This window comes from Rhodanobacter geophilus (assembly GCF_040812275.1).
Classification (GTDB): domain Bacteria; phylum Pseudomonadota; class Gammaproteobacteria; order Xanthomonadales; family Rhodanobacteraceae; genus Rhodanobacter_A; species Rhodanobacter_A geophilus.
In genome coordinates this window covers 69,220-86,701 of the sequence record NZ_JBFOHL010000014.1, presented here as the reverse complement: position 1 = coordinate 86,701, position 17,482 = coordinate 69,220, and the positions used below count along the sequence as shown (strand labels likewise).

Genomic DNA, 17,482 nt, shown 5'->3' with positions numbered 1-17,482 from the left:
CAGGAGCCGAATGATCATCCAGCCGACCAGCCTTGCCGCCCTGACCTGGGCCGGCGCTGCCTCGGGCAGTGCGGCGCAGAGCTGGCGCATCGGCAGCGTGCTGTCGGCACGACCGCTGGGCGTGAACCCGCAGGGACTGCAGGTGCTGCAGATCGGCGGCTTGACGGTGGAGGCGGACGTGGCCGGCGGGCAGTTGCCCGCGCAGTTCCAGGTGCGCGTGCTGAGCCTCGGCGCACAGCCGCTGCTGGAAATGCTGTCGCCGCAGGCCGACCCCATCCTGCAGCGCGCCCTGCTTGAACGCCTGCCGCTGCAGAACGGCTACGCGCCGCTGCTGGCCACGCTGGCCGCGGTGGCCCAGCGGCCGATGCTGCGCCAATTGCCCCCGGACCTGCGCGCCGCGCTCGCCCTGCTCGAACAGGCGCTGCGCAGCCCGGCGGAAATCACCCGCGGCGAGGGCTTGCGCGTGGCGATCGAACGCAGCGGCCTGTTCCTCGAATCGCTGCTCGCCCAGCCGCACGGCAACCCGGCGCCCCTGCCGCAGGACGACTGGAAGGGCGCGCTGCTGCGCCTGGCCGCCCTGCTCGAACGCCGCACGGCGACGCCTGCGCCACGGAACGACGGCGACACCGCGCCGCCGCTGCTGCAGCGCGGCCTGCAGGCGCAGCCGCGCGCACTGCTGCCGTTGCTCGCGGGCGACGACGTGGCGCCGCTGCTGGATCGCCTGCACGGCGACGTGCGCGCCGCGCTGGCGCGGATCGAGGTGGCCCAGCTGGAATCCGGCACCGGCCCGCTGCCGGCATGGATGATCGAGATCCCGCTGCAGGGCGAGGACGGCCGCGACGTGCTGCAGCTGCAGCTGGAATACGTCATCGACGCCGGCGACGGCGGCCGCGGCTGGAACCTGGGTTTCGCACTCGACCTGCCCGCGCTGGGCGCGGTGCAGGGCGAATTGCAGCTGCGCGAGCCGCGCCTGTCGGTGCGCCTGTGGGCCGCCCGCGCCGACACCGTGCAGCGGCTGGAACGCCAGTTCACCGCGCTGCGCCAGCGACTGGCCGCCTGCGGCCTGCTGCTCGACCAGCTGAGCTGCCAGCTCGGCCTGCCGCAACCGACCGGCCGCTACAGCGCCGTGCTGCTGCAGGCCACCGCATGAGTACGCCGCCCTCCCCGACGATGCGCCGGGTCAGCCTGCGCCTGTCCGGCCCCGGCACCGGCGAAACCAGGGCGCTGCCGCCCGAATCGCTGGAAAGCCTGCGCGCGCGTGCACAGGCGCTGGGCCTGCCGCTGCATCCCGACCCGCAGATCGCCGCCCTGCTGGCCGGCCTGCGCCTGCGCGACGACGTGCCGGCCCTGCTCTACGCCGCGGCCGCCTCGGTGCTCGCCACCGTCTACGACGCGGCGGAAGAACAAGGCTGAGGCCTGTCCAGGGCCCTGCAACGCCGTTGCTGTTGCCGCTGCTGTTGCTTCTGCGCGCGGGAGCGCGCCGCTTTTCCGGGGCCCCTGTGCGGCGGTGAGGCATGGACGATCAGGCCGCGCAGCGGGCGTTGCCATGGAAGGCAACGCTTTTACGACCGGGCAGGAGCCCGGCCGAAAAACCCGGCCGCGCCTCACGGACTCGCAACGCAGAACCTGTCCCGGACTTGATCCGGGAATGCCCGGAGAGCGCCGCATCGGGGCGGCCTTCTCTTCGGGTTGCTTTCTCCGACTCCGGGCATCCTGCCCTCCGCCCTTCGGGCCAGCTGCGCCGTTCGCCTGCGCTCCAGGCGCGGACGTGGCCACGCAAGAGAAAAACAACTCGGTCGCCTGCAGGCGACCGAAACCGCTTTGTCGCTTGCGTACAACCGAAGCAAAGGCCCCTCTCCCCCACCCCCTCTCCCGCAAGCGGGCGAGGGGAGGAAGCCGCGCGCTCCCGCAATGGGGCGAGGGGAGGTAGCCGTGCGCTCCCGCAATGGGACGAGGAGGAAAAGGTGTTGTGGACGCCGCCCCATCACCAAAAGGCAGCACCGGCACCACGAGACTTCGAACAGGTTCCTACGCCACTGGCGCGCGCACGGCGAGGATCAGCTTCGCCTCGTCGCGCGACAGCCCGCAGCACGCCATCAGTTGCTCGATATCGGCACCTTCGTGCGCCAGTCGCCTGGCCAGCTCCCAGGAACGTCCGGGCGAAGCCGGCCGTTCCACCTGGCGGAGCTGCCGCTCCAGCCGCCCCAGCGCCGTCACCAGCATCGAGGTCGGCACGTCGGTGGCCGCGCCGGCCGCGTTCCGCCACAGCGCATCGACGCGCTGGCGCAAGCGGACCGACTGGCGCCACAGGCGCAGCAGCAGGATGGTCTGGCCCGCGGCCAGCAACAGCAGCGCGATCACGCCGAGTTCAAGCCACATCGCCGCCGCCTCCGTCCAGGCGGTACAGCCGGCGCGCATCGAGCAGGGCCACGAAGCCGTCCCGCCAGGGCAGCACGCCGCTGACCGGATCGTCGTCGCGGCTGGCCCGGCCCGGTGGCGGCGGTGCGATCTCCAGGCCGTCGCCGTCGATCAGTTCGCCGACCGCGTCGACCTTGAGGCCCAGCGGCTGGCCGGCATGCGCCAGCATCACGATGCGCACCGCGAGCGGATCGACCGCGATCTCCGCCGGCAGGCCCAGCCGCCGCCGGCCGTCCATCACCGGCACGATGCGACCGCGCAGGTGGCGCACGCCGAGCAGGTCGGGGGGGGCGCCGGGCACCGGCGTCAGTTCGTCGTCGCGGATCACCTCGCTGACGTCGGCCAGCCGCGCGGCGTACAGCTGCGCGCCGATGCGGAACGACAGCCAGTGGCGATCCTCCGGCGCGGTGCCGGCGGTCATGGCGTTCATGCGCAGTCTCCCGCGTCGGCGCACCGGGTCATGGCATGGCCCTGGTCTGGTTTGCGGCGGCGGGTGCGCTGTCGGCGCGGGCCTCGGCGACCGGCGTCCGCGCGCCCGCCGTGCCGGCGGATGCCCCGGCGGGCGCGCTCTTCGCCGCCCCGGACGACGCCGGCCGCAGGGGTTCGACCACCTGCACGGTGGGCAGCGTGCCCGGCACCGGCGCCGCGGCGATCCCGGGTTGCCGGCCCAGCGTGCCGATGTCGCTGTGCTCGCGCGTGGGCGCCGAGCCGTCGCCCATCACCACCACCAGCACGCGCCGGTTCTCGTTGCGGCCGGCCGCGGTGCCGTTGTCGGCCACCGGATGCATCTCGCCCCAGCCGACGATGCCGAGCCGGTCCGGCGTGATGCCGCTGCCGACGAAAAGGCGCGCCACGCTGCCCGCACGCGCCGCCGACAATTCCCAGTTCGAGGGATACAGCGCGGTCTTGATCGGCACGTTGTCGGTGAAGCCCTCGACCCGCAGCGGATTGGCGAAGGCCGCCAGCACCGCGGCGAGGTTGTGCAGCACGCCCTGCGCCGGCGCGGACAGCTGCGCCACGCCGCTGGGGAACAGGATGTCGGTGCGGATCTCGATCTCCAGCCAGTGCCCGTTGTTGCGCACGGTCACCTGCTTGCGGTCGATCAGCGCCTGCAGCGCCTTGCGCACGTCGGCCTCGATGCGCTTGAGGTTCGCCTGCGACGCGGCCTGGTGCGCGATGTCGCGGCCGTCGCCGCCCTGCATCGCCACCGGATGCGGCGGGATCGGCACGGCGATCGGCACCACCGAGGCGCCGTTCTGCCCGGCCGGCGCGGCGATGGCCGGATTGATGTTGTGCGGCCGCACGCGGGTGGGCGGCAGCGGCGCGATCGCGTGGCTGGAGCCGTTGAACGCCTCGATCAGCGATTCGGACATCACCCGGAACTTGCCCTCGTTGACCACCGAGACGGCGTACATCACCACGAAGAACGCCAGCAGCAGGGTCATCAGGTCGGCGTAGGGAATCGCCCACGCCTCGTGGTTCACGTGCTCCTCGTGCTTGTGCCGCCTCATGCCACGTAGCCCTGCAGGCGCGACTCGATCTGGCGCGGGTTGTCGCCCTGGGCGATCGACACCAGGCCCTCGATCAGGATCTCGCGCATCCGGCTCTGCTTGCCGATCAGGCTCTTCAGCCGCGCGGACATCGGCAGCATGAACAGGTTGGCCAGCGCCACGCCGTAGATGGTGGCGACGAACGCCGCCGCGATGCCGTGGCCGAGCTTCGACGGGTCGGCCAGGTTCTGCATCACCGCCATCAGGCCCATCACCGCGCCGATGATGCCCAGCGTGGGCGAGTAGATGCCGGCCATCTCGAACACCTTGGCGCCGGCGAGGTCGATCGCCTCGCGCGTTTCCAGGTCCACTTCCAGCACGCCGCGGATCGCCTCCGGCTCGCCGCCGTCGACCAGCAGTTGCAGGCCCTTGCTGACGAACGGGTCGGGCTCGGCCTCGATCTGCGGTTCCAGCCCGAGCAGGCCCTGCCGGCGCGAGATCTCGCTCCAGCCCACGATGCGGCTGATCAGGTCGGCCGGCCGGTGCTGCGGCGGGCGGTAGACCATCGCCATCATCCGCAGCGCGTGCCTGAGCACCTTGCCGTGGTTCTGCACCAGCAGCGCCGCCAGCGTGCCGAGGAACACGATCACGAACGCCGCGGGATTCCACAGCGCGTCGACCGTGGAGCCCTTGAGGATGGTGCCGACGATGATGACCACGAAGGCCAGGATCGTGCCGATGATGCTGATCAGGTCCATGACGTCAGCCGGTCTGTGCCAGGGGGAGGGGGGATTGCGCGGCGGCGTCGGCCAGGCCCGCCAGGTCCATCACCAGCGCCAGCCGGCCGTCGCCGGTGACGGTGGCGCCGGCCACGCCCGGCACGCCGGCGAACAGGTGGCCGAGCGGCTTGACGATGACGTCCTCGCGGCCAAGCACCTCGTGTACCAGGCAGCCCAGCCGCTGGTGGCCGATGTGCAGCACCGCCACGTGGCGCACCGCCTCGGTCGCCACGCCGGTCCAGCCGACCAGGTCGACCAGCGGCAGCGCACGGCCGCGTTGGCGCGCGACCAGGCGGCCGTCGAGCAGGCAGTCCTGGCCCGCGGCCAGTTCGAACACTTCCTCCACGTTGCCCAGCGGCAGCGCGAGCAGGCGCCGGCCCACGCGCACCATCAGCACGCGCAGCACGGCCAGGGTGAGCGGCACCGCCAGTTCCAGCTCGCTGCCGTGGCCGGGGCGCGAATGCACCGCCAGCGTGCCGCCGAGCTCGGTGATGCGGGTCTTCACCACGTCCATGCCGACGCCGCGGCCGGAGACGTCGGAGACCGTGGCGGCGGTGGAGAAGCCGGGGCGGAAGATCAGTTCGTAGCACTCGGCTTCGGACAGCCGCGCGGCCTGCGCCGCGTCGATCACGCCCTTCTCCACCGCCTTGCGCCTGAGGATCTCCGGGTCCATGCCACGACCGTCGTCGCTCACCGTGATCACGATGCGCTCGCCGCGCTGCATCGCCGACAGCACCACGCGGCCCTTGCGCGGCTTGCCGGCCTGCTCGCGCAGTTCCGGTGCCTCCACGCCGTGGTCGAGCGCGTTGCGCAGCAGGTGGATCAGCGGATCGGCCAGCGCCTCGACCAGGCTGCGGTCGAGGTCGGTGCCCTCGCCTTCCAGCACCAGCTCCACTTCCTTGCCGAGCTGGCGGGCGAGGTCGCGCACAATGCGCGGAAAGCGCTGGAACAGGCGCCCCACCGGCTGCATGCGCATGCCCATCACCGCGCCCTGCAGCTCGTCGGTGATGCGGTCCAGCTCGTCGGCCGCCTCCGCCAGGGCCTCGCCACCGTGGCGTGCGGCGAGGCTGAGTAGGCGGTTGCGCGCCAGCACCAGCTCGCCGGCGTGGTTGACCAGCAGGTCCAGCCGCGCCGTGTCCACGCGCACGGTGGCCTCGGCGGCCGGCGTCGCATGGCGCACGGCCGGCGCAGGTGCCGCAGCGGATGCGGGCACGGACGCCACGGGTGGTGCAGCGACGCCGGGCTGGGCGCCGGCATCATGCAGGCCAGGCTGGCCGCCCTTGCCGTGCAGCGTGTCCAGCAAGGCCTCGAATTCGTCGTCGTCGATCGTCGCCGACTTCGCCGGCGCCTGCGGCAACGGCGCCGGCTCGACCGTGCCGGGCGCGGCGGTGCCGTACAGGCTGTCCAGCAAAGCCTCGAACTCGCTGTCGTCGATGCTGCCGCCGGCCGGCTCGGGCGAGGAAACAGGCGCCGGTGCGGGCGCCGCAACGGCCACCGCGCCACCGCGCGGCAGCAGCGCCTGCAACAAGGCCGGCGGCGGCATCGCCAGCGGCGCGCCCGCGCCGAGCGCGGCCATCATCTCGGCCAGCCGGTCCAGCGTCTGCAGCAGCGCGTCCATGTAGCCGGCGTCGAGCCGCACGGCGCCGTTGCGGGCCAGGTTGAGCAGGTCCTCGGCGTGATGGCACAGCTGCACCATCGGCTCCAGCGCGAGGAAGCCGGCGCCGCCCTTGACCGTGTGGAAGGCGCGGAACACGGCGTTCAGCAGCTCGCCGTCGTCCGGCGCCGCCTCCAGCCCGACCAGCTGCTCGCCCAGCCGCTCGACCAGCTCGCCGGCCTCGACCAGGAAGTCCTGGCGCAGCTCGTTGTCGAAATCCGCGTTCATCGCATAGCCTGCTTATGGTCCCCAAGCGCCCCGCGCCGGACGCTGTTTGCGCGCAGGCCAAGGAAGAACGAAGGAGTGGACGTCCGTCCACGACTGAGTGATGACGCAGGCATGCGGGCAAACAGACCCGGCTCTCCGGATTGCCATCGAGTGGCCGCCATGCGGCAGCGCGCGGCTTGACCTGCCAGCCAGGCAGGTGCTTCGCCACGCACTAACACCTGACGACCACTCGATGACAACGCGGGGTGCTTGGGGACCATAAGCAGGCTCTCAGAACCCGAATTCGCTGAGCAGGCGGTCGGCATCCTCCTGGCTGGTCACCTTGGCCACGTCGACCGGCGCCTCCACGCCGGCCAGCGCGCCGGTGAGGCGCACCAGTTCCAGCAGCGAGGATTCCACCGTGCCGATGAAGCTGGCGACCTTCTTGATGCGCTGGCCGGTGAGGTCCTGCCAGGACTGCGCCACCACCATGTCGCCGAGGCCGGCGCGGCAGCTGTCGGCGAACGCGGCGGCTTCGCGCGCCAGCGCGGCGGCGGGTTCGTCGCCCTCGGCCTGCTGCAGCACATCCCAGGCGTTGCGCGCCAGCGACTCGGCCTGCGGCCGCAGGCGCTCGGCGAAATCGATGCTGCGGTTGGCGGCGTTCGCGCTCATTTCCAGCACGTCCTGCAGGTGCTGGCGCGCGTCGGCGACGATGCCGGGCACGCCTTCCTGCGCCAGCTCGCCGCCGAGGCGGCGCACGGCGTCGTGCAGTTCGCGGGCCAGCTGGCCCAGCGCGCGGAACAGGTGCTGCTCGCGCTGGCGCACCATCGTGTCCAGCGCCTGCTCGAAGGCGGGGCCTTCCGGGCTGTTCAGCAGTTCGCGCAGCTCGGGCGGCAGGCCGTCGTCGACGGCGAGGGGAAGTACGGCATTCATGCGCTGGCTCCGGCGGCGATCCGTTCGAAGATCTTGGTGAGCTTTTCCTTGAGGGTGACGGCGGTGAACGGCTTGACGATGTAGCCGTTCACGCCGGCCTGGGCCGCGGCGATGATCTGCTCACGGTTGTTCTCGGCGGTGACCATCAGCACCGGCAGGCCCTTCAGCGCGGCCTCGGCGCGGATCGCGCGCAGCAGGTCGATGCCGGTCATGTTCGGCATGTTCCAGTCGGTCACCACCAGGTCGAACGGCTGGCTGCGCAGCAGGATCAGCGCGTTCTCGCCGTCGTCGGCTTCCTGGATCAGGGGGTTGCTGAAGCCCAGCTCGACCAGCAGGTTCCTGACGATGCGCCGCATGGTGGAGAAGTCGTCCACCACCAGGATTTTCATGTTCTTGTCCAAACGTCTGCTCCACGTGCGTCGGGCCGGCCGGCGGCCCCGGGGATGGTGGGGTGGGGTCCGCTCAGTCGCGCCAGTCGGCCAGCCGCGCGCGGAGCCGGATCACGGCCTGGCCGTGGATCTGGCACACCCGCGACTCGCTCACGCCGAGCACGGCACCGATTTCCTTGAGGTTCAATTCCTGCTCGTAGTACAGCGACATCACCAGCTGCTCGCGCTCGGGCAGCGCGGTGATGGCCTCGACCAGCGCCTCGCGCATGCCGTCGTGCTCGATGCCTTCGTGCGGCCCCAGGCTGCCCTCGTCGGCCACGTCGAGCACCCCGGTCTCCTCGCCGTCGTCCGAGGCGGTGAGGCTGAGCAGGCGCGAGCAGGCCGCGTCGGCGAGCACCTGGTGGTACTCCTCCGCGCTGATGCCGAGCCGGCGGATCACCTCGGCATCGTCCGCCTCGGCGCCGGTCTCGGCCTCGATCTGGCGGATCGTCTCGGCCACCTCGCGGGTCTTGCGATGGACCGAGCGCGGCGTCCAGTCGGCCTTGCGCAACTCGTCCAGCATCGCGCCACGGATGCGGATGCCCGCAAACGTCTCGAAACTGGCGCCCTTGTCGTGGGCAAAATGGCGTGCCGCCTCCAGCAAACCGATCATTCCCGCCTGGATCAGGTCACCCACGTCGACACTGGCCGGCAACCGCCCCATCAGGTGATAGGCGATCCGCCGGACCAGCGGCGCGTGCCGACGTACCAGTTCGTCGGCACTCTCGCGGGAGAGTTGCAGGTATTCCGAAGCCGCGCTCATCCCGGCATGCCTCCGACCGGAGCCGTCCGGCCACCGAAGAAGGAGATGCGGTCGAGACCCGCGCGCCCGGGCTCGACCCACTTATCGACCGCACCCGCCAGTTTCTTGAATGCCCGGCCCGACGGGCTGGACGGCCACAGCTCGACCACCGCGGCCTGGCGCCGGATCGCCTGGCGCAGCCGCTCGTCGTGCGGCACCCAGCCGCAGAATTCGATCGCCACGTCGAGGAAGCGGTCGCTGACCCGCGCCAGCTTGTGGTGCAAGGCCCGCGCGTCGCCCTCGCTGCGCGCCATGTTCGCGACCATGCGCAGGCGGCGCACGCCGAAGTCGCGGCTGAGCACCTTGGCCAGGCCGTAGGCGTCGGTCAGCGAGGCCGGCTCGTCGCACACCACCAGGATCACCTCGGCGACGGCGGCGGCGAACATCGTCACGTTGTCGGACAGGCCCGCGGCGGTGTCCACCAGCAGGTACTCGGGCGGCCGCACCAGTTCGTCGAAGGCGCGGATGATCGCCGCCAGCTCGCCGTGGCGCAGTTGCGCCAGCCGGCGCGCACCGGAACCGGCCGGCACCACCTGCAGGCCGCACGACGCCGGCAGCAGCAATTCCTCCAGCGTGCACTCGCCGTCGAGCAGGTGGCCGATGTGGCGCGCGGGGGCGAGCCCCAGCATCACGTCGACGTTGGCCAGCCCGGTATCGGCATCCAGCAGCATCACCTCGTGGCCGGCAGCGGCCAGCGCCACGCCGAGGTTGACCGCCACCGTGCTCTTGCCCACGCCGCCCTTGCCGCCGGCCACCGCGATCGTCTGGCAATGCCGGCGCGCCGTCGGCACCGCGGCGAGCAGGCCGTCGGCCTGGTGACTGGCCACCGCTTCCGTCGCGGGCCGGCCGACCAGCGTGGCCAGCATCTGCTTCAGTCCCGAAGCCTGGTTCATCGCGAGCACTCCGTTCATGCTTCGGCCACGGCGAGGCCGAAGCGCTCGGCCATCACGTTGTCGTCGGGAGCCTCGGCCTTGAGCGATTGCGCGGCGCGGCACACCAGCACGCGCGCATCCGCCGCGGCGATGTCCTCGGGCACGCGCTGGCCATCGGTGACGTAGTCCAGCGACAGTTTGTGGCGGATCAGCACCGACAGCGCGCCGCCCAGCCGCGGCGCCTCGTCCAGCTTGGTGAGGATGCAGGCGTGCGGCTTCAGCGCGCGGTAGGCGCGCACCGCTTCCTCCAGCGACGCGGCCTGCGCGTTGGCGGCCAGCACCAGGCAGGAGCGCAGCTCGCCGGCGTCGGCGAGGATCTCCAGCTGCTGCGCCAGCCGCGGATCGCTGCCGGCCATGCCGGCGGTGTCGATCAGCACGGTGTGGCGGCCCTGCAGCATCTCCAGCACCTTGCGCAGGCTGCGCGCGTCGTAGGCCGGGTAGACCTGCACGCCGAGCAGGCGTCCGTAATGTTCCAGCTGCGCGGCGGCGCCGATGCGGTAGTGGTCGGTGCTGACCAGCGCCACGCGCTCGGCGCCGTGGCGCATCACCGCTCGCGCGGCGAGTTTCGCAATGGTGGTGGTCTTGCCCACGCCGGTGGGACCGACCAGCGCGATGACGCCGCGCCCGTCGTCGCACAGCTGGCGGCCGCTCACCGCCAGGCTGCGGCTGAGCATGCCCAGCGGCAGGTAGCGCGCCTGGTCGGCGTTGATCTTTTCCGGCAGCTCGCCCACCAGGGTGCGCGCGACGTCGGCCTCGATGCCGAGCCGGGTCAGCTCGCGCAGGATGCGCGCGCGCAGCGGCTGGCGCCGCTCCATGTCGTTCCAGGCCAGGCTCGACAGCTGCAGCTCCAGCATCGCGCGCAGGTCGCCCAGTTCGCTGCGCAGCTGCGCGGTGTCGTGCGCGGCGCGCTCCATCAGCGGATGCGCCGCCGGCGGTTCCGCGGCGACGGCGGCGGCAGCGGCCGGCGGCGCGACGGTGTGCAGGCGGCGCGGAGCGACGGGCGCAGGCGGCGGCGCCGCCGGCGGCGGCAGCTTCGTTGCCACGGCCGGCGCAGGCTCTGCCTTCGCCGGCTTCGCTTCCTTCGCTTCCGTCTTCGGCGCGACGGGCGCGCCATGCCTGGCCGCCTCGCGCACCAGTGCCTCGTCGTAGTCGATCGCGGCGATCACCTCGATGCCGTCGTCCATCCGGCGCGTGGACAGGATCACCGCTTCCGGCCCCTGCTCCTCGCGCACTTCGCGCATCGCCTGGCGCATGTCGGGCGCCACGAAACGTTTGATCTTCATGGCTTGCTCCGCAGGCAGGGAACAGGGAACGAGAAACAGGGAACATCACTTTCGGGGCGGGCCTGGGTGATCCGTGTCGGGCGGACAGCCACAGGCACCCGGCGAACCACACGTTCCCCGTTCCCCCTTCCCCGTTCCCGCTTCATCAAATCCATCACCCTCTCTCCTCGCCTCGCTCAACGCCCCAGGGCCTGCACCAGTCGCACCCGACGGTTGTCGGGCACCTCGTTGTAGGCGAGCACGTGCAGGTTTTGTGCCACGTGCCGGGTGAAGCGCGCGAGCCACGGCCGCAGCAGCGGCGGAACCAGCAGCACGGCCGGTTCGCCGCTCATTTCCTGGCGCCGCGCGGCATCGGCCACACTCTGCTGCAGGCGGTCGGCGAGACCCGGCTCCACCGCGGCGCCCGCCACACCGCCACTGGACATCGAGCCGAGCAGGATCTGCTCCAGCTCCGGCGCCAGCGTGATGACCGGGATCTCGGTGCCCAGGCCGGTGATTTCCTGCACGATCTGCCGGCCCAGCGCCACGCGCACGGCGGCGGTGAGAACGCCGGGATCCTGACTCTGCCCCGCATGCTCCGCCAAGGATTCGACGATGCCGCGCATGTTGCGGATCGGCACCCGCTCGGCCAGCAGGTTCTGCAGCACCTTCACCACCCCGCCCAGCGCCAGGCGCTTCGGCACCAGGTCCTCGACCAGCTTGGGCGCGCCCTGCGCCAGGCGGTCCAGCAGCTGCTGCACGTCCTGGTGGCTGAGCAGCTCGTGCGCGTGGCCCTGCAGGATATGCGACAGGTGGGTGGCGATCACCGTGGCCGGGTCGACCACGGTGTAGCCGTAGCTCTGCGCCAGCTCGCGCTGGCCCAGCTCGATCCACACCGCCTCCAGGCCGAACGCCGGATCCTGGGTGGCAATGCCTTGCACGGTGCCGTGCACCTGCCCGGGGTTGATCGCGAGCAGGCGCTCGGTGTGCACCTCGGCCTCGCCCATCGGCACGCCCATCAGCATGATGCGGTAGGTGTTGGGGCCGAGGTCGAGGTTGTCGCGGATGTGCACCGCGGGTATCAGGAAGCCCAACTCCTGCGACAGCTTGCGGCGCACCGACTTGATCCGCCCCATCAGCTCGCCGGCCTGGTGCACGTCCACCAGCGGGATCAGCCGGTAGCCCACTTCCAGGCCCAGCGGATCGACCGTGGTCACGTCCTCCCAGCCCAGTTCCACGCGCTCGGCCGGCACGGCGGCGGCCGGCGCTTCGGCGGGCGCGGCTGCAAGCTTCTCGCGCGTCTCGCGCTGGCGCTTGAACAGCAGCCAGGCCGCGCCGCCGCACACGCCGCCGAGCAGCAGGAAGGCGAGGTTCGGCATGCCGGGGATCACCCCCATCACGCCCAGCACCACTGCCGCCACCGCCAGTGCGCGCGGCTGGCCGAACACCTGGCCGGCGAGCTGGCGGCCCATGTCCTGCGCCCTGGAGACGCGGGTGACGATGATCGCGGTGGCCACCGACAGCATCAGCGCCGGCACCTGCGCCACCAGGCCGTCGCCGATGGTGAGCAGGGTGTAGGTCTGCGCCGCGTCCGCGGCGGACAGGCCGTGCTGCATCACGCCTACGAAGAAGCCGCCGACGATGTTGATGATCAGGATCAGGATGCCCGCGGTGGCATCGCCGCGCACGAACTTCGAGGCGCCGTCCATCGAGCCGTAGAAGTCCGCCTCCTCGCGCACTTCCTGGCGGCGCTCGCGCGCCTGCTCCTGGGTCAGCAGGCCGGCGTTGAGGTCGGCGTCGATCGCCATCTGCTTGCCGGGCATCGCGTCCAGGGTGAAGCGCGCGGTCACCTCGGACACGCGGGTGGCGCCCTTGGTGACCACCACGAAGTTGATGATGGTGATGATCGCGAACACCACCAGGCCCACCGCGAAGTTGCCGCCGATCACGAACTCGCCGAACGCCTCGATCACCTTGCCGGCGGCGCCGGGGCCGTCGTGGCCGTGCAGCAGCACCACGCGGGTGGAGGCGATGTTGAGCGCGAGCCGCAGCAGCGTGGCCATCAGCACCACGGTGGGGAACGCGGCGAACTCCAGCGGCCGCATCACGTAGACCACCGCCAGCAGGATCACCAGCGACAGCGCGATGTTGAAGCTGAACAGCATGTCGAGCAGGAACGGCGGCAGCGGCAACATCATCATCGCCAGCATCACCAGCATCATCACCGGCGCGCCGGCGCCCCGTCGCGCCAGCTGCTTGAAATTGCCCAGTACCTGCGTGCCCGTCATGGATTTGACTCGTGTCCGATCAGCGATAGGGACCCATCAGGTCGGGATCGACCTCGGGGTTCGGCACGGCCGGCGGCGTCCCGCCCTGCGCCGCAGCCTGCTTCAGCTGGTAGACGTAGACGAGCACCTGGGCCACCGCCACGTAGAGCGCGGCGGGGATTTCCTGGCCAAGCCTGGTGCTTGCATACAAGGCGCGTGCCAGCGGCGGCGCCTCGACCAGCGGAATGCGATGGCTGCCCGCCACCAGGCGGATCTGCTGGGCCAGCACGTCCACGCCCTTGGCGATCACCCGCGGCGCGCCGGTGCGGCCCTCGTCGTAGCGCAGCGCCACCGCGAAGTGGGTGGGATTGACCACCACCACGTCGGCCTTGGGCAGTTCCTCCATCATGCGGCGGCGCGCCTGCGCCATCTGCACCTGGCGGATGCGGCCCTTGATCTCGGGGCTGCCCTCGCTCTCCTTCATCTCGTCCTTGATCTCCTGCCGGCTCATGCGCAGCTTCTTCGTGTGGTCGTACTTCTGGTACAGCGCGTCGAGGCCGCCGAGCAGCGCGAGGATGCTGCCGAACCACAGCGCGGCCTGGCCCAGCAGGCCCAGCGCCTGCGCGATGCCCGCCGTCACCGCACCGCGCCCGGTGGCCTGCAGCTGGCCCTGCCAGTGGCGCAGCAGCAGCGCCAGCACGGCGCCGATGAACAGGATCTTGAGCAGCGCCTTGCCCAGCTCCACCAGGCCGCGCAGCGCGAAGATGCGGCCCAGGCCCTTGACCGGGTCCAGCCGCTCGAACTTCGGTTGCAGCGCCTGGCCGCTGAAGCTGAGCCCGCCGAGCAGCAGCGGCGCCGCCAGCGCCGCCAGCAGCGTGGCCAGCGCCACCGGCGCGAACAGCGCCAGCGCCTCGTGCATCGCCGCGTGCAGCGCGCGCCCCGGCAGCGCATCGGAGAACAGCGCCTCGCGCGAATAGCCCAGGCCAAGGTCGAAAATGTTGCGCGCATGCTCGAACGCACGCGGCCCGCCGGCCATCAACGCCGCCACGCCGGCCAGCACCACCGCCGCGCCGCTGAGGTCGCGCGATCGCGGAACCTCGCCCTTCTCGCGCGACTCCTTGAGCCGTTTCTCTGTCGGCTGTTCGGTTTTTTCCTGGTCGCTGTCGTCGCTCACGGCTCAGCTTCCAAGCAGGTGGCGCATCAGGTCCCAGGCATCGCCCTGCAGGGCGTCGAACGCGCCCGGCAGGCTGCGCAGGGAAAGCCACAGCGCGATGAAGCCCAGCGACACGGTGATCGGGAAACCCACCGCGAACAGGTTCATCGACGGCGCCGCGCGGCTGATCGCGGCGAAGCCGATGTTCACCACCAGCAGCGAGGTCATCGCCGGCAGCGCCACGCGCACCGCGCCGCCGAACAGCTGCACGCCGAACGCGAGCACCGCGTGCAGGCCGTTGGCGTCGATCGCAAGACCGCCCGGCGGCGCATGGCGGAAGCTGTCGGCGAGCAGCGCGATCAACTGCAGATGGCCGTCCATCGCCAGGAACAGCAAGGTCACCAGCACCAGGTAGAACTGGCCCAGCACGTTGGAGTTGCCGCCGGCCTGCGGATCGACCACCTCGGCGAAGCCCAGGCTCATGCTCTGCCCCACCAGGCCGCCGCCGAACTGCACCGCGTCGAACACCAGCTTCAGCACGAAGCCCACCGCCGCGCCGACCACGAGCTGGCCCGCCAGCCCCAGCATGCCGGCGACGCCGAGGACATCCACCGACGCGGGCGCCAGCGGCGCCAGCACCAGGGCGAGCACCACCACCACGCCCAGCCGCACCTGCGCCGGCAGCACCGAGGCACCGAACACCGGCGCCACCAGGCACAGGCCGCCCACCCGCGCCAGCGCCCACAGGAAACGGCCCAGCCACGTCGCGAGCCAGGCCACGTCCAGCGTCGTCACCGGATCACCCCCGGCAGGCTCTCGATCAGCTGCGCGGTGTAGTGCACCAGCAGGCGCAGCATCCACGGCCCCGCGATCAGCGCCACCAGCGCCATCGCGATCAGCTTGGGGATGAAGCTCAGCGTCATCTCGTTGATCTGCGTGGCCGCCTGGATCACGCCGATCAGCAGACCCACCGCCAGCGCGGTGAGCAGCAGCGGCGCGGCCACCAGCATCGCCACGTAGAGCGCGTGCTGGCCGATTTCCATGATGGATTCGGGGGTCATCACCAGCCCCCTGCATGGCGAACGATGAAGAATCCGCGTTCTCCTGCATCTGCAGGAGCGCACCTCGTACGCGATGCTCTCGTTTCATTGAAAATCAAGAGCTTTCGTGCGCCGGCGGCGCCCGAGTTACTTTTCTCTTGCGTGGCCAAGAGAAAAGTAACCACTGCCGCCGCAGGAGCGGCGGCGAACGGCGAAGCCGGCCCGCAGGGCGGAGGGCAGGATGCCCGGCGTAAAAGAGAAGGCCACCCCGGTTGGCGCTTGCCGGGCCTCCTGCCCGGCAAGTCCGTGAGGCGGGGCCGGGCTTTTCGAGCGGGCTCCTGCCCGCGCGAAAAGGCGAGACCATCCCTGGCCTCGCCCGCTGCGCGGCCTTTCCGTCCCCGCCTCACCGCCGCCCAGGGGCCCCGCAAGAGCAGGCGCGCATCCTGCGCGCCAGAAGCTGGTTTGCAGCGTGCTTGCGGCGCTTCGCTTTGCTCTGGCCGTTGCTTCTGCGCGCTTGGAGCGCGCTGCTTTTCCGGGGCCCCTATGGCGCGGCGGGCGGGTGAAGGAAAGTCCGCAGGATGGCCCGCACGGATGCGGGCCAGTTTTTCGCCGGGGCAGGAGCCCCGTCGAAAAAACCCGTAACCCGCCCGCGTACCCGCAGGGCAGGATGCCCGGAGGGCGCGCCATCGGGGTGTCATTTTCTCTTGGTTACTTCTATTTTGGACAAGCAAAAGAGAAGTAACTCGGGCGCCGCAGGCGCACGAAAGCTCTTCGCGGACAAACCTGCCTTCGGCAAACTTCCCCGCGAGCACCCGCCCCTCACCCCGGCCCTCTCCCCACAGGGGAGAGGGAGTAGCCACCAGTACGGTGCTCATGTGTAGAAGCTCCCCGCCAGGGTCCCCAGCAGCAGCGTCCACCCGTCCACCAGCACGAACAGCATGATCTTGAACGGCAGCGAGATGATCGTCGGCGACACCATCATCATGCCCATCGACATCAGCACGCTGGCCACCACCAGGTCGATGATCAGGAACGGGATGAACAGCAGGAAGCCCATCTGGAACGCGGTCTTCAGTTCCGAGGTGAGGAAGGCCGGCATCGCCACCTTGAACGGCACGTCGGCCTTGCTGGCGTAGGGCTGCTCGCCGGCCAGCCTGGTGAACAGCGCGAGGTCCGCCTCGCGGGTCTGGTCGAGCATGAAGTGCTTGAACGGCGCGCTGGCCGCGGGCAGCGCCTGCTCGGCGGAGAGCTGGCCGTCCATGTACGGCTTCACGCCATCGGTGTAGGCGCGGTTGAGCACCGGCGACATCACGAACAGGGTGAGGAACAAGGACAATCCCAGCAGCACCTGGTTCGGCGGCGTGGACTGCGTGCCCAGTGCCTGGCGCAGGAAGCCCAGCACGATGATGATGCGGGTGAACGAGGTCATCATCAGCAGGACCGCCGGCAACAGCGTCAGCACCGTGAGCAGTGCCAGCATCTGCAGCGACAGCGTCCAGTTCTTCGCGCCACCCGGCGCATCGTGCACGGTCAGCACGGGAATGCCCGCGTTGCCCAGGCCCACCGGGCTCGCCGGCATCGACAGCGCCGGCGTGGCCGTCACGGCAGCGGCGTTGCGCGCGGCCTGCGGCGCACTCCACGCCAGCAGCGGCAGCAGCAGCAGGGCGAGCGCGAGCCAGCCGCGCGCGGCAAGGGAATGGCGGGACTTCACGGCTTGGCCTTCCAGCGCGACAGCAGCTGCGCGAAATTCGGGACCGGAGGCATGGGCGACGGCGGGTCGCCTTCGACCGGTGCCGCGCCCTCGTAGACGTGCAAGGTGCGCATGCCGCCCGGGCCCACGCCCACCAGCAGGCGCTTGCCATCGGCGTCGAGCAGCAGCACGCGGTCGCGCGCGCCCACCGCCATCGCCTCCACGCAGCGGATGCGCCGCCCACCCGGCCGGCTGCACAGCTGCATGCGCCGCGACAGCCAGCCGGCCACGAAGATCAGCGCCACCACCGCCACCAGGCTGAGCAGCACGCGCAGCAGCTCGCCACCCACGTCGACGTCGGCCGCCGGCAGTGCAGCCGGCGCCAATGCCAGCGCCGCGGCGACCCTGTTCCCCGTTCCCCCTGCCC

Annotated in this window: 18 protein-coding genes; 2 read left to right on the top strand and 16 right to left on the bottom strand. The window is 71.1% G+C overall.

Translation table 11 applies throughout. The features are described 5' to 3' along the window. Positions 1-10: 10 nt before the first annotated feature. Together fliK and ABQJ56_RS14785 are read left to right on the top strand one after the other, a co-directional pair. Positions 11-1,150 (top strand): flagellar hook-length control protein FliK, encoded by a 1,140-nt coding sequence (fliK, locus tag ABQJ56_RS14790; RefSeq protein WP_367845788.1) that lies wholly within the window; start codon positions 11-13, stop codon positions 1,148-1,150. Beyond that, complete coding sequence (locus ABQJ56_RS14785) at positions 1,147-1,413, top strand: flagellar biosynthesis protein (RefSeq protein WP_367845787.1); 267 nt, start codon at positions 1,147-1,149, stop codon at positions 1,411-1,413. The genes fliK and ABQJ56_RS14785 overlap by 4 nt, the downstream gene beginning before the upstream one ends. A gap of 615 nt (positions 1,414-2,028) precedes the next feature. Here the strand turns inward: ABQJ56_RS14785 and ABQJ56_RS14780 are convergent. The 16 genes from ABQJ56_RS14780 to fliO all read right to left on the bottom strand — a co-directional run bounded on the left by ABQJ56_RS14780 (position 2,029) and on the right by fliO (position 17,441). Next, entirely contained in the window at positions 2,029-2,379 is a 351-nt protein-coding gene (locus tag ABQJ56_RS14780) for a DUF2802 domain-containing protein (RefSeq protein WP_367845786.1), read from the bottom strand. Next, entirely contained in the window at positions 2,369-2,848 is a 480-nt protein-coding gene (locus ABQJ56_RS14775; protein ID WP_367845785.1) for a chemotaxis protein CheW, read from the bottom strand. Before ABQJ56_RS14775 ends, ABQJ56_RS14780 begins: the two co-directional genes overlap by 11 nt. Before the next feature lie 28 nt (positions 2,849-2,876). After that, on the bottom strand, positions 2,877-3,929 hold the full coding sequence (gene motD, locus ABQJ56_RS14770) for a flagellar motor protein MotD (protein WP_367845784.1): 1,053 nt from the start codon (positions 3,927-3,929) through the stop codon (positions 2,877-2,879). Further along, entirely contained in the window at positions 3,926-4,666 is a 741-nt protein-coding gene (locus tag ABQJ56_RS14765; protein WP_367845783.1) for a flagellar motor protein, read from the bottom strand. Before ABQJ56_RS14765 ends, motD begins: the two co-directional genes overlap by 4 nt. Before the next feature lie 4 nt (positions 4,667-4,670). Next, entirely contained in the window at positions 4,671-6,569 is a 1,899-nt protein-coding gene (locus ABQJ56_RS14760; RefSeq protein ID WP_367845782.1) for a chemotaxis protein CheA, read from the bottom strand. 270 nt (positions 6,570-6,839) lie between these two features. Further along, positions 6,840-7,481: a protein phosphatase CheZ gene (locus ABQJ56_RS14755; RefSeq protein ID WP_367845781.1), complete on the bottom strand. Its 642-nt coding sequence runs from the start codon at positions 7,479-7,481 to the stop codon at positions 6,840-6,842. Next, entirely contained in the window at positions 7,478-7,882 is a 405-nt protein-coding gene (gene cheY, locus ABQJ56_RS14750; protein ID WP_367845780.1) for a chemotaxis response regulator CheY, read from the bottom strand. Before cheY ends, ABQJ56_RS14755 begins: the two co-directional genes overlap by 4 nt. A gap of 61 nt (positions 7,883-7,943) precedes the next feature. Then, positions 7,944-8,672, bottom strand: coding sequence for an RNA polymerase sigma factor FliA (locus tag ABQJ56_RS14745; RefSeq protein WP_367845779.1), 729 nt, complete (start codon positions 8,670-8,672; stop codon positions 7,944-7,946). Further along, positions 8,669-9,604 (bottom strand): MinD/ParA family ATP-binding protein, encoded by a 936-nt coding sequence (locus ABQJ56_RS14740; protein ID WP_367845778.1) that lies wholly within the window; start codon positions 9,602-9,604, stop codon positions 8,669-8,671. Before ABQJ56_RS14740 ends, ABQJ56_RS14745 begins: the two co-directional genes overlap by 4 nt. 14 nt (positions 9,605-9,618) lie before the next feature. Next, complete coding sequence (gene flhF / locus ABQJ56_RS14735; RefSeq protein ID WP_367845777.1) at positions 9,619-10,926, bottom strand: flagellar biosynthesis GTPase FlhF; 1,308 nt, start codon at positions 10,924-10,926, stop codon at positions 9,619-9,621. A 176-nt stretch (positions 10,927-11,102) separates the two neighbouring features. Then, a complete protein-coding gene (gene flhA, locus ABQJ56_RS14730; protein WP_367845776.1) occupies positions 11,103-13,193 on the bottom strand; it encodes a flagellar biosynthesis protein FlhA in 2,091 nt (696 codons plus the stop codon). Between the two features lie 19 nt (positions 13,194-13,212). Continuing rightward, positions 13,213-14,346: a flagellar biosynthesis protein FlhB gene (gene flhB / locus ABQJ56_RS14725; RefSeq protein ID WP_367845775.1), complete on the bottom strand. Its 1,134-nt coding sequence runs from the start codon at positions 14,344-14,346 to the stop codon at positions 13,213-13,215. A 3-nt stretch (positions 14,347-14,349) separates the two neighbouring features. After that, complete coding sequence (gene fliR, locus ABQJ56_RS14720; RefSeq protein WP_367845774.1) at positions 14,350-15,120, bottom strand: flagellar biosynthetic protein FliR; 771 nt, start codon at positions 15,118-15,120, stop codon at positions 14,350-14,352. Next, positions 15,117-15,386 (bottom strand): flagellar biosynthesis protein FliQ, encoded by a 270-nt coding sequence (fliQ, locus tag ABQJ56_RS14715; RefSeq protein ID WP_367845773.1) that lies wholly within the window; start codon positions 15,384-15,386, stop codon positions 15,117-15,119. Before fliQ ends, fliR begins: the two co-directional genes overlap by 4 nt. Before the next feature lie 850 nt (positions 15,387-16,236). Further along, a complete protein-coding gene (gene fliP, locus ABQJ56_RS14710; protein ID WP_367845772.1) occupies positions 16,237-17,076 on the bottom strand; it encodes a flagellar type III secretion system pore protein FliP in 840 nt (279 codons plus the stop codon). Further along, entirely contained in the window at positions 17,073-17,441 is a 369-nt protein-coding gene (fliO, locus tag ABQJ56_RS14705) for a flagellar biosynthetic protein FliO (protein ID WP_367845771.1), read from the bottom strand. Before fliO ends, fliP begins: the two co-directional genes overlap by 4 nt. Positions 17,442-17,482: the final 41 nt, after the last annotated feature.

Excerpts from the sequence above, each read along its gene's own strand:
- fliK (WP_367845788.1), top strand. The coding sequence starts at position 11 with ATGATCATCCAGCCGACCAGCCTTGCCGCCCTGACCTGGGCCGGCGCT.
- ABQJ56_RS14785 (WP_367845787.1), top strand. The coding sequence starts at position 1,147 with ATGAGTACGCCGCCCTCCCCGACGATGCGCCGGGTCAGCCTGCGCCTG.
- ABQJ56_RS14780 (WP_367845786.1), bottom strand. The coding sequence starts at position 2,379 with ATGTGGCTTGAACTCGGCGTGATCGCGCTGCTGTTGCTGGCCGCGGGC.
- ABQJ56_RS14775 (WP_367845785.1), bottom strand. The coding sequence starts at position 2,848 with ATGAACGCCATGACCGCCGGCACCGCGCCGGAGGATCGCCACTGGCTG.
- motD (WP_367845784.1), bottom strand. The coding sequence starts at position 3,929 with ATGAGGCGGCACAAGCACGAGGAGCACGTGAACCACGAGGCGTGGGCG.
- ABQJ56_RS14765 (WP_367845783.1), bottom strand. The coding sequence starts at position 4,666 with ATGGACCTGATCAGCATCATCGGCACGATCCTGGCCTTCGTGGTCATC.
- ABQJ56_RS14760 (WP_367845782.1), bottom strand. The coding sequence starts at position 6,569 with ATGAACGCGGATTTCGACAACGAGCTGCGCCAGGACTTCCTGGTCGAG.
- ABQJ56_RS14755 (WP_367845781.1), bottom strand. The coding sequence starts at position 7,481 with ATGAATGCCGTACTTCCCCTCGCCGTCGACGACGGCCTGCCGCCCGAG.
- ABQJ56_RS14745 (WP_367845779.1), bottom strand. The coding sequence starts at position 8,672 with ATGAGCGCGGCTTCGGAATACCTGCAACTCTCCCGCGAGAGTGCCGAC.
- ABQJ56_RS14740 (WP_367845778.1), bottom strand. The coding sequence starts at position 9,604 with ATGAACCAGGCTTCGGGACTGAAGCAGATGCTGGCCACGCTGGTCGGC.
- flhF (WP_367845777.1), bottom strand. The coding sequence starts at position 10,926 with ATGAAGATCAAACGTTTCGTGGCGCCCGACATGCGCCAGGCGATGCGC.
- flhA (WP_367845776.1), bottom strand. The coding sequence starts at position 13,193 with ATGACGGGCACGCAGGTACTGGGCAATTTCAAGCAGCTGGCGCGACGG.
- fliQ (WP_367845773.1), bottom strand. The coding sequence starts at position 15,386 with ATGACCCCCGAATCCATCATGGAAATCGGCCAGCACGCGCTCTACGTG.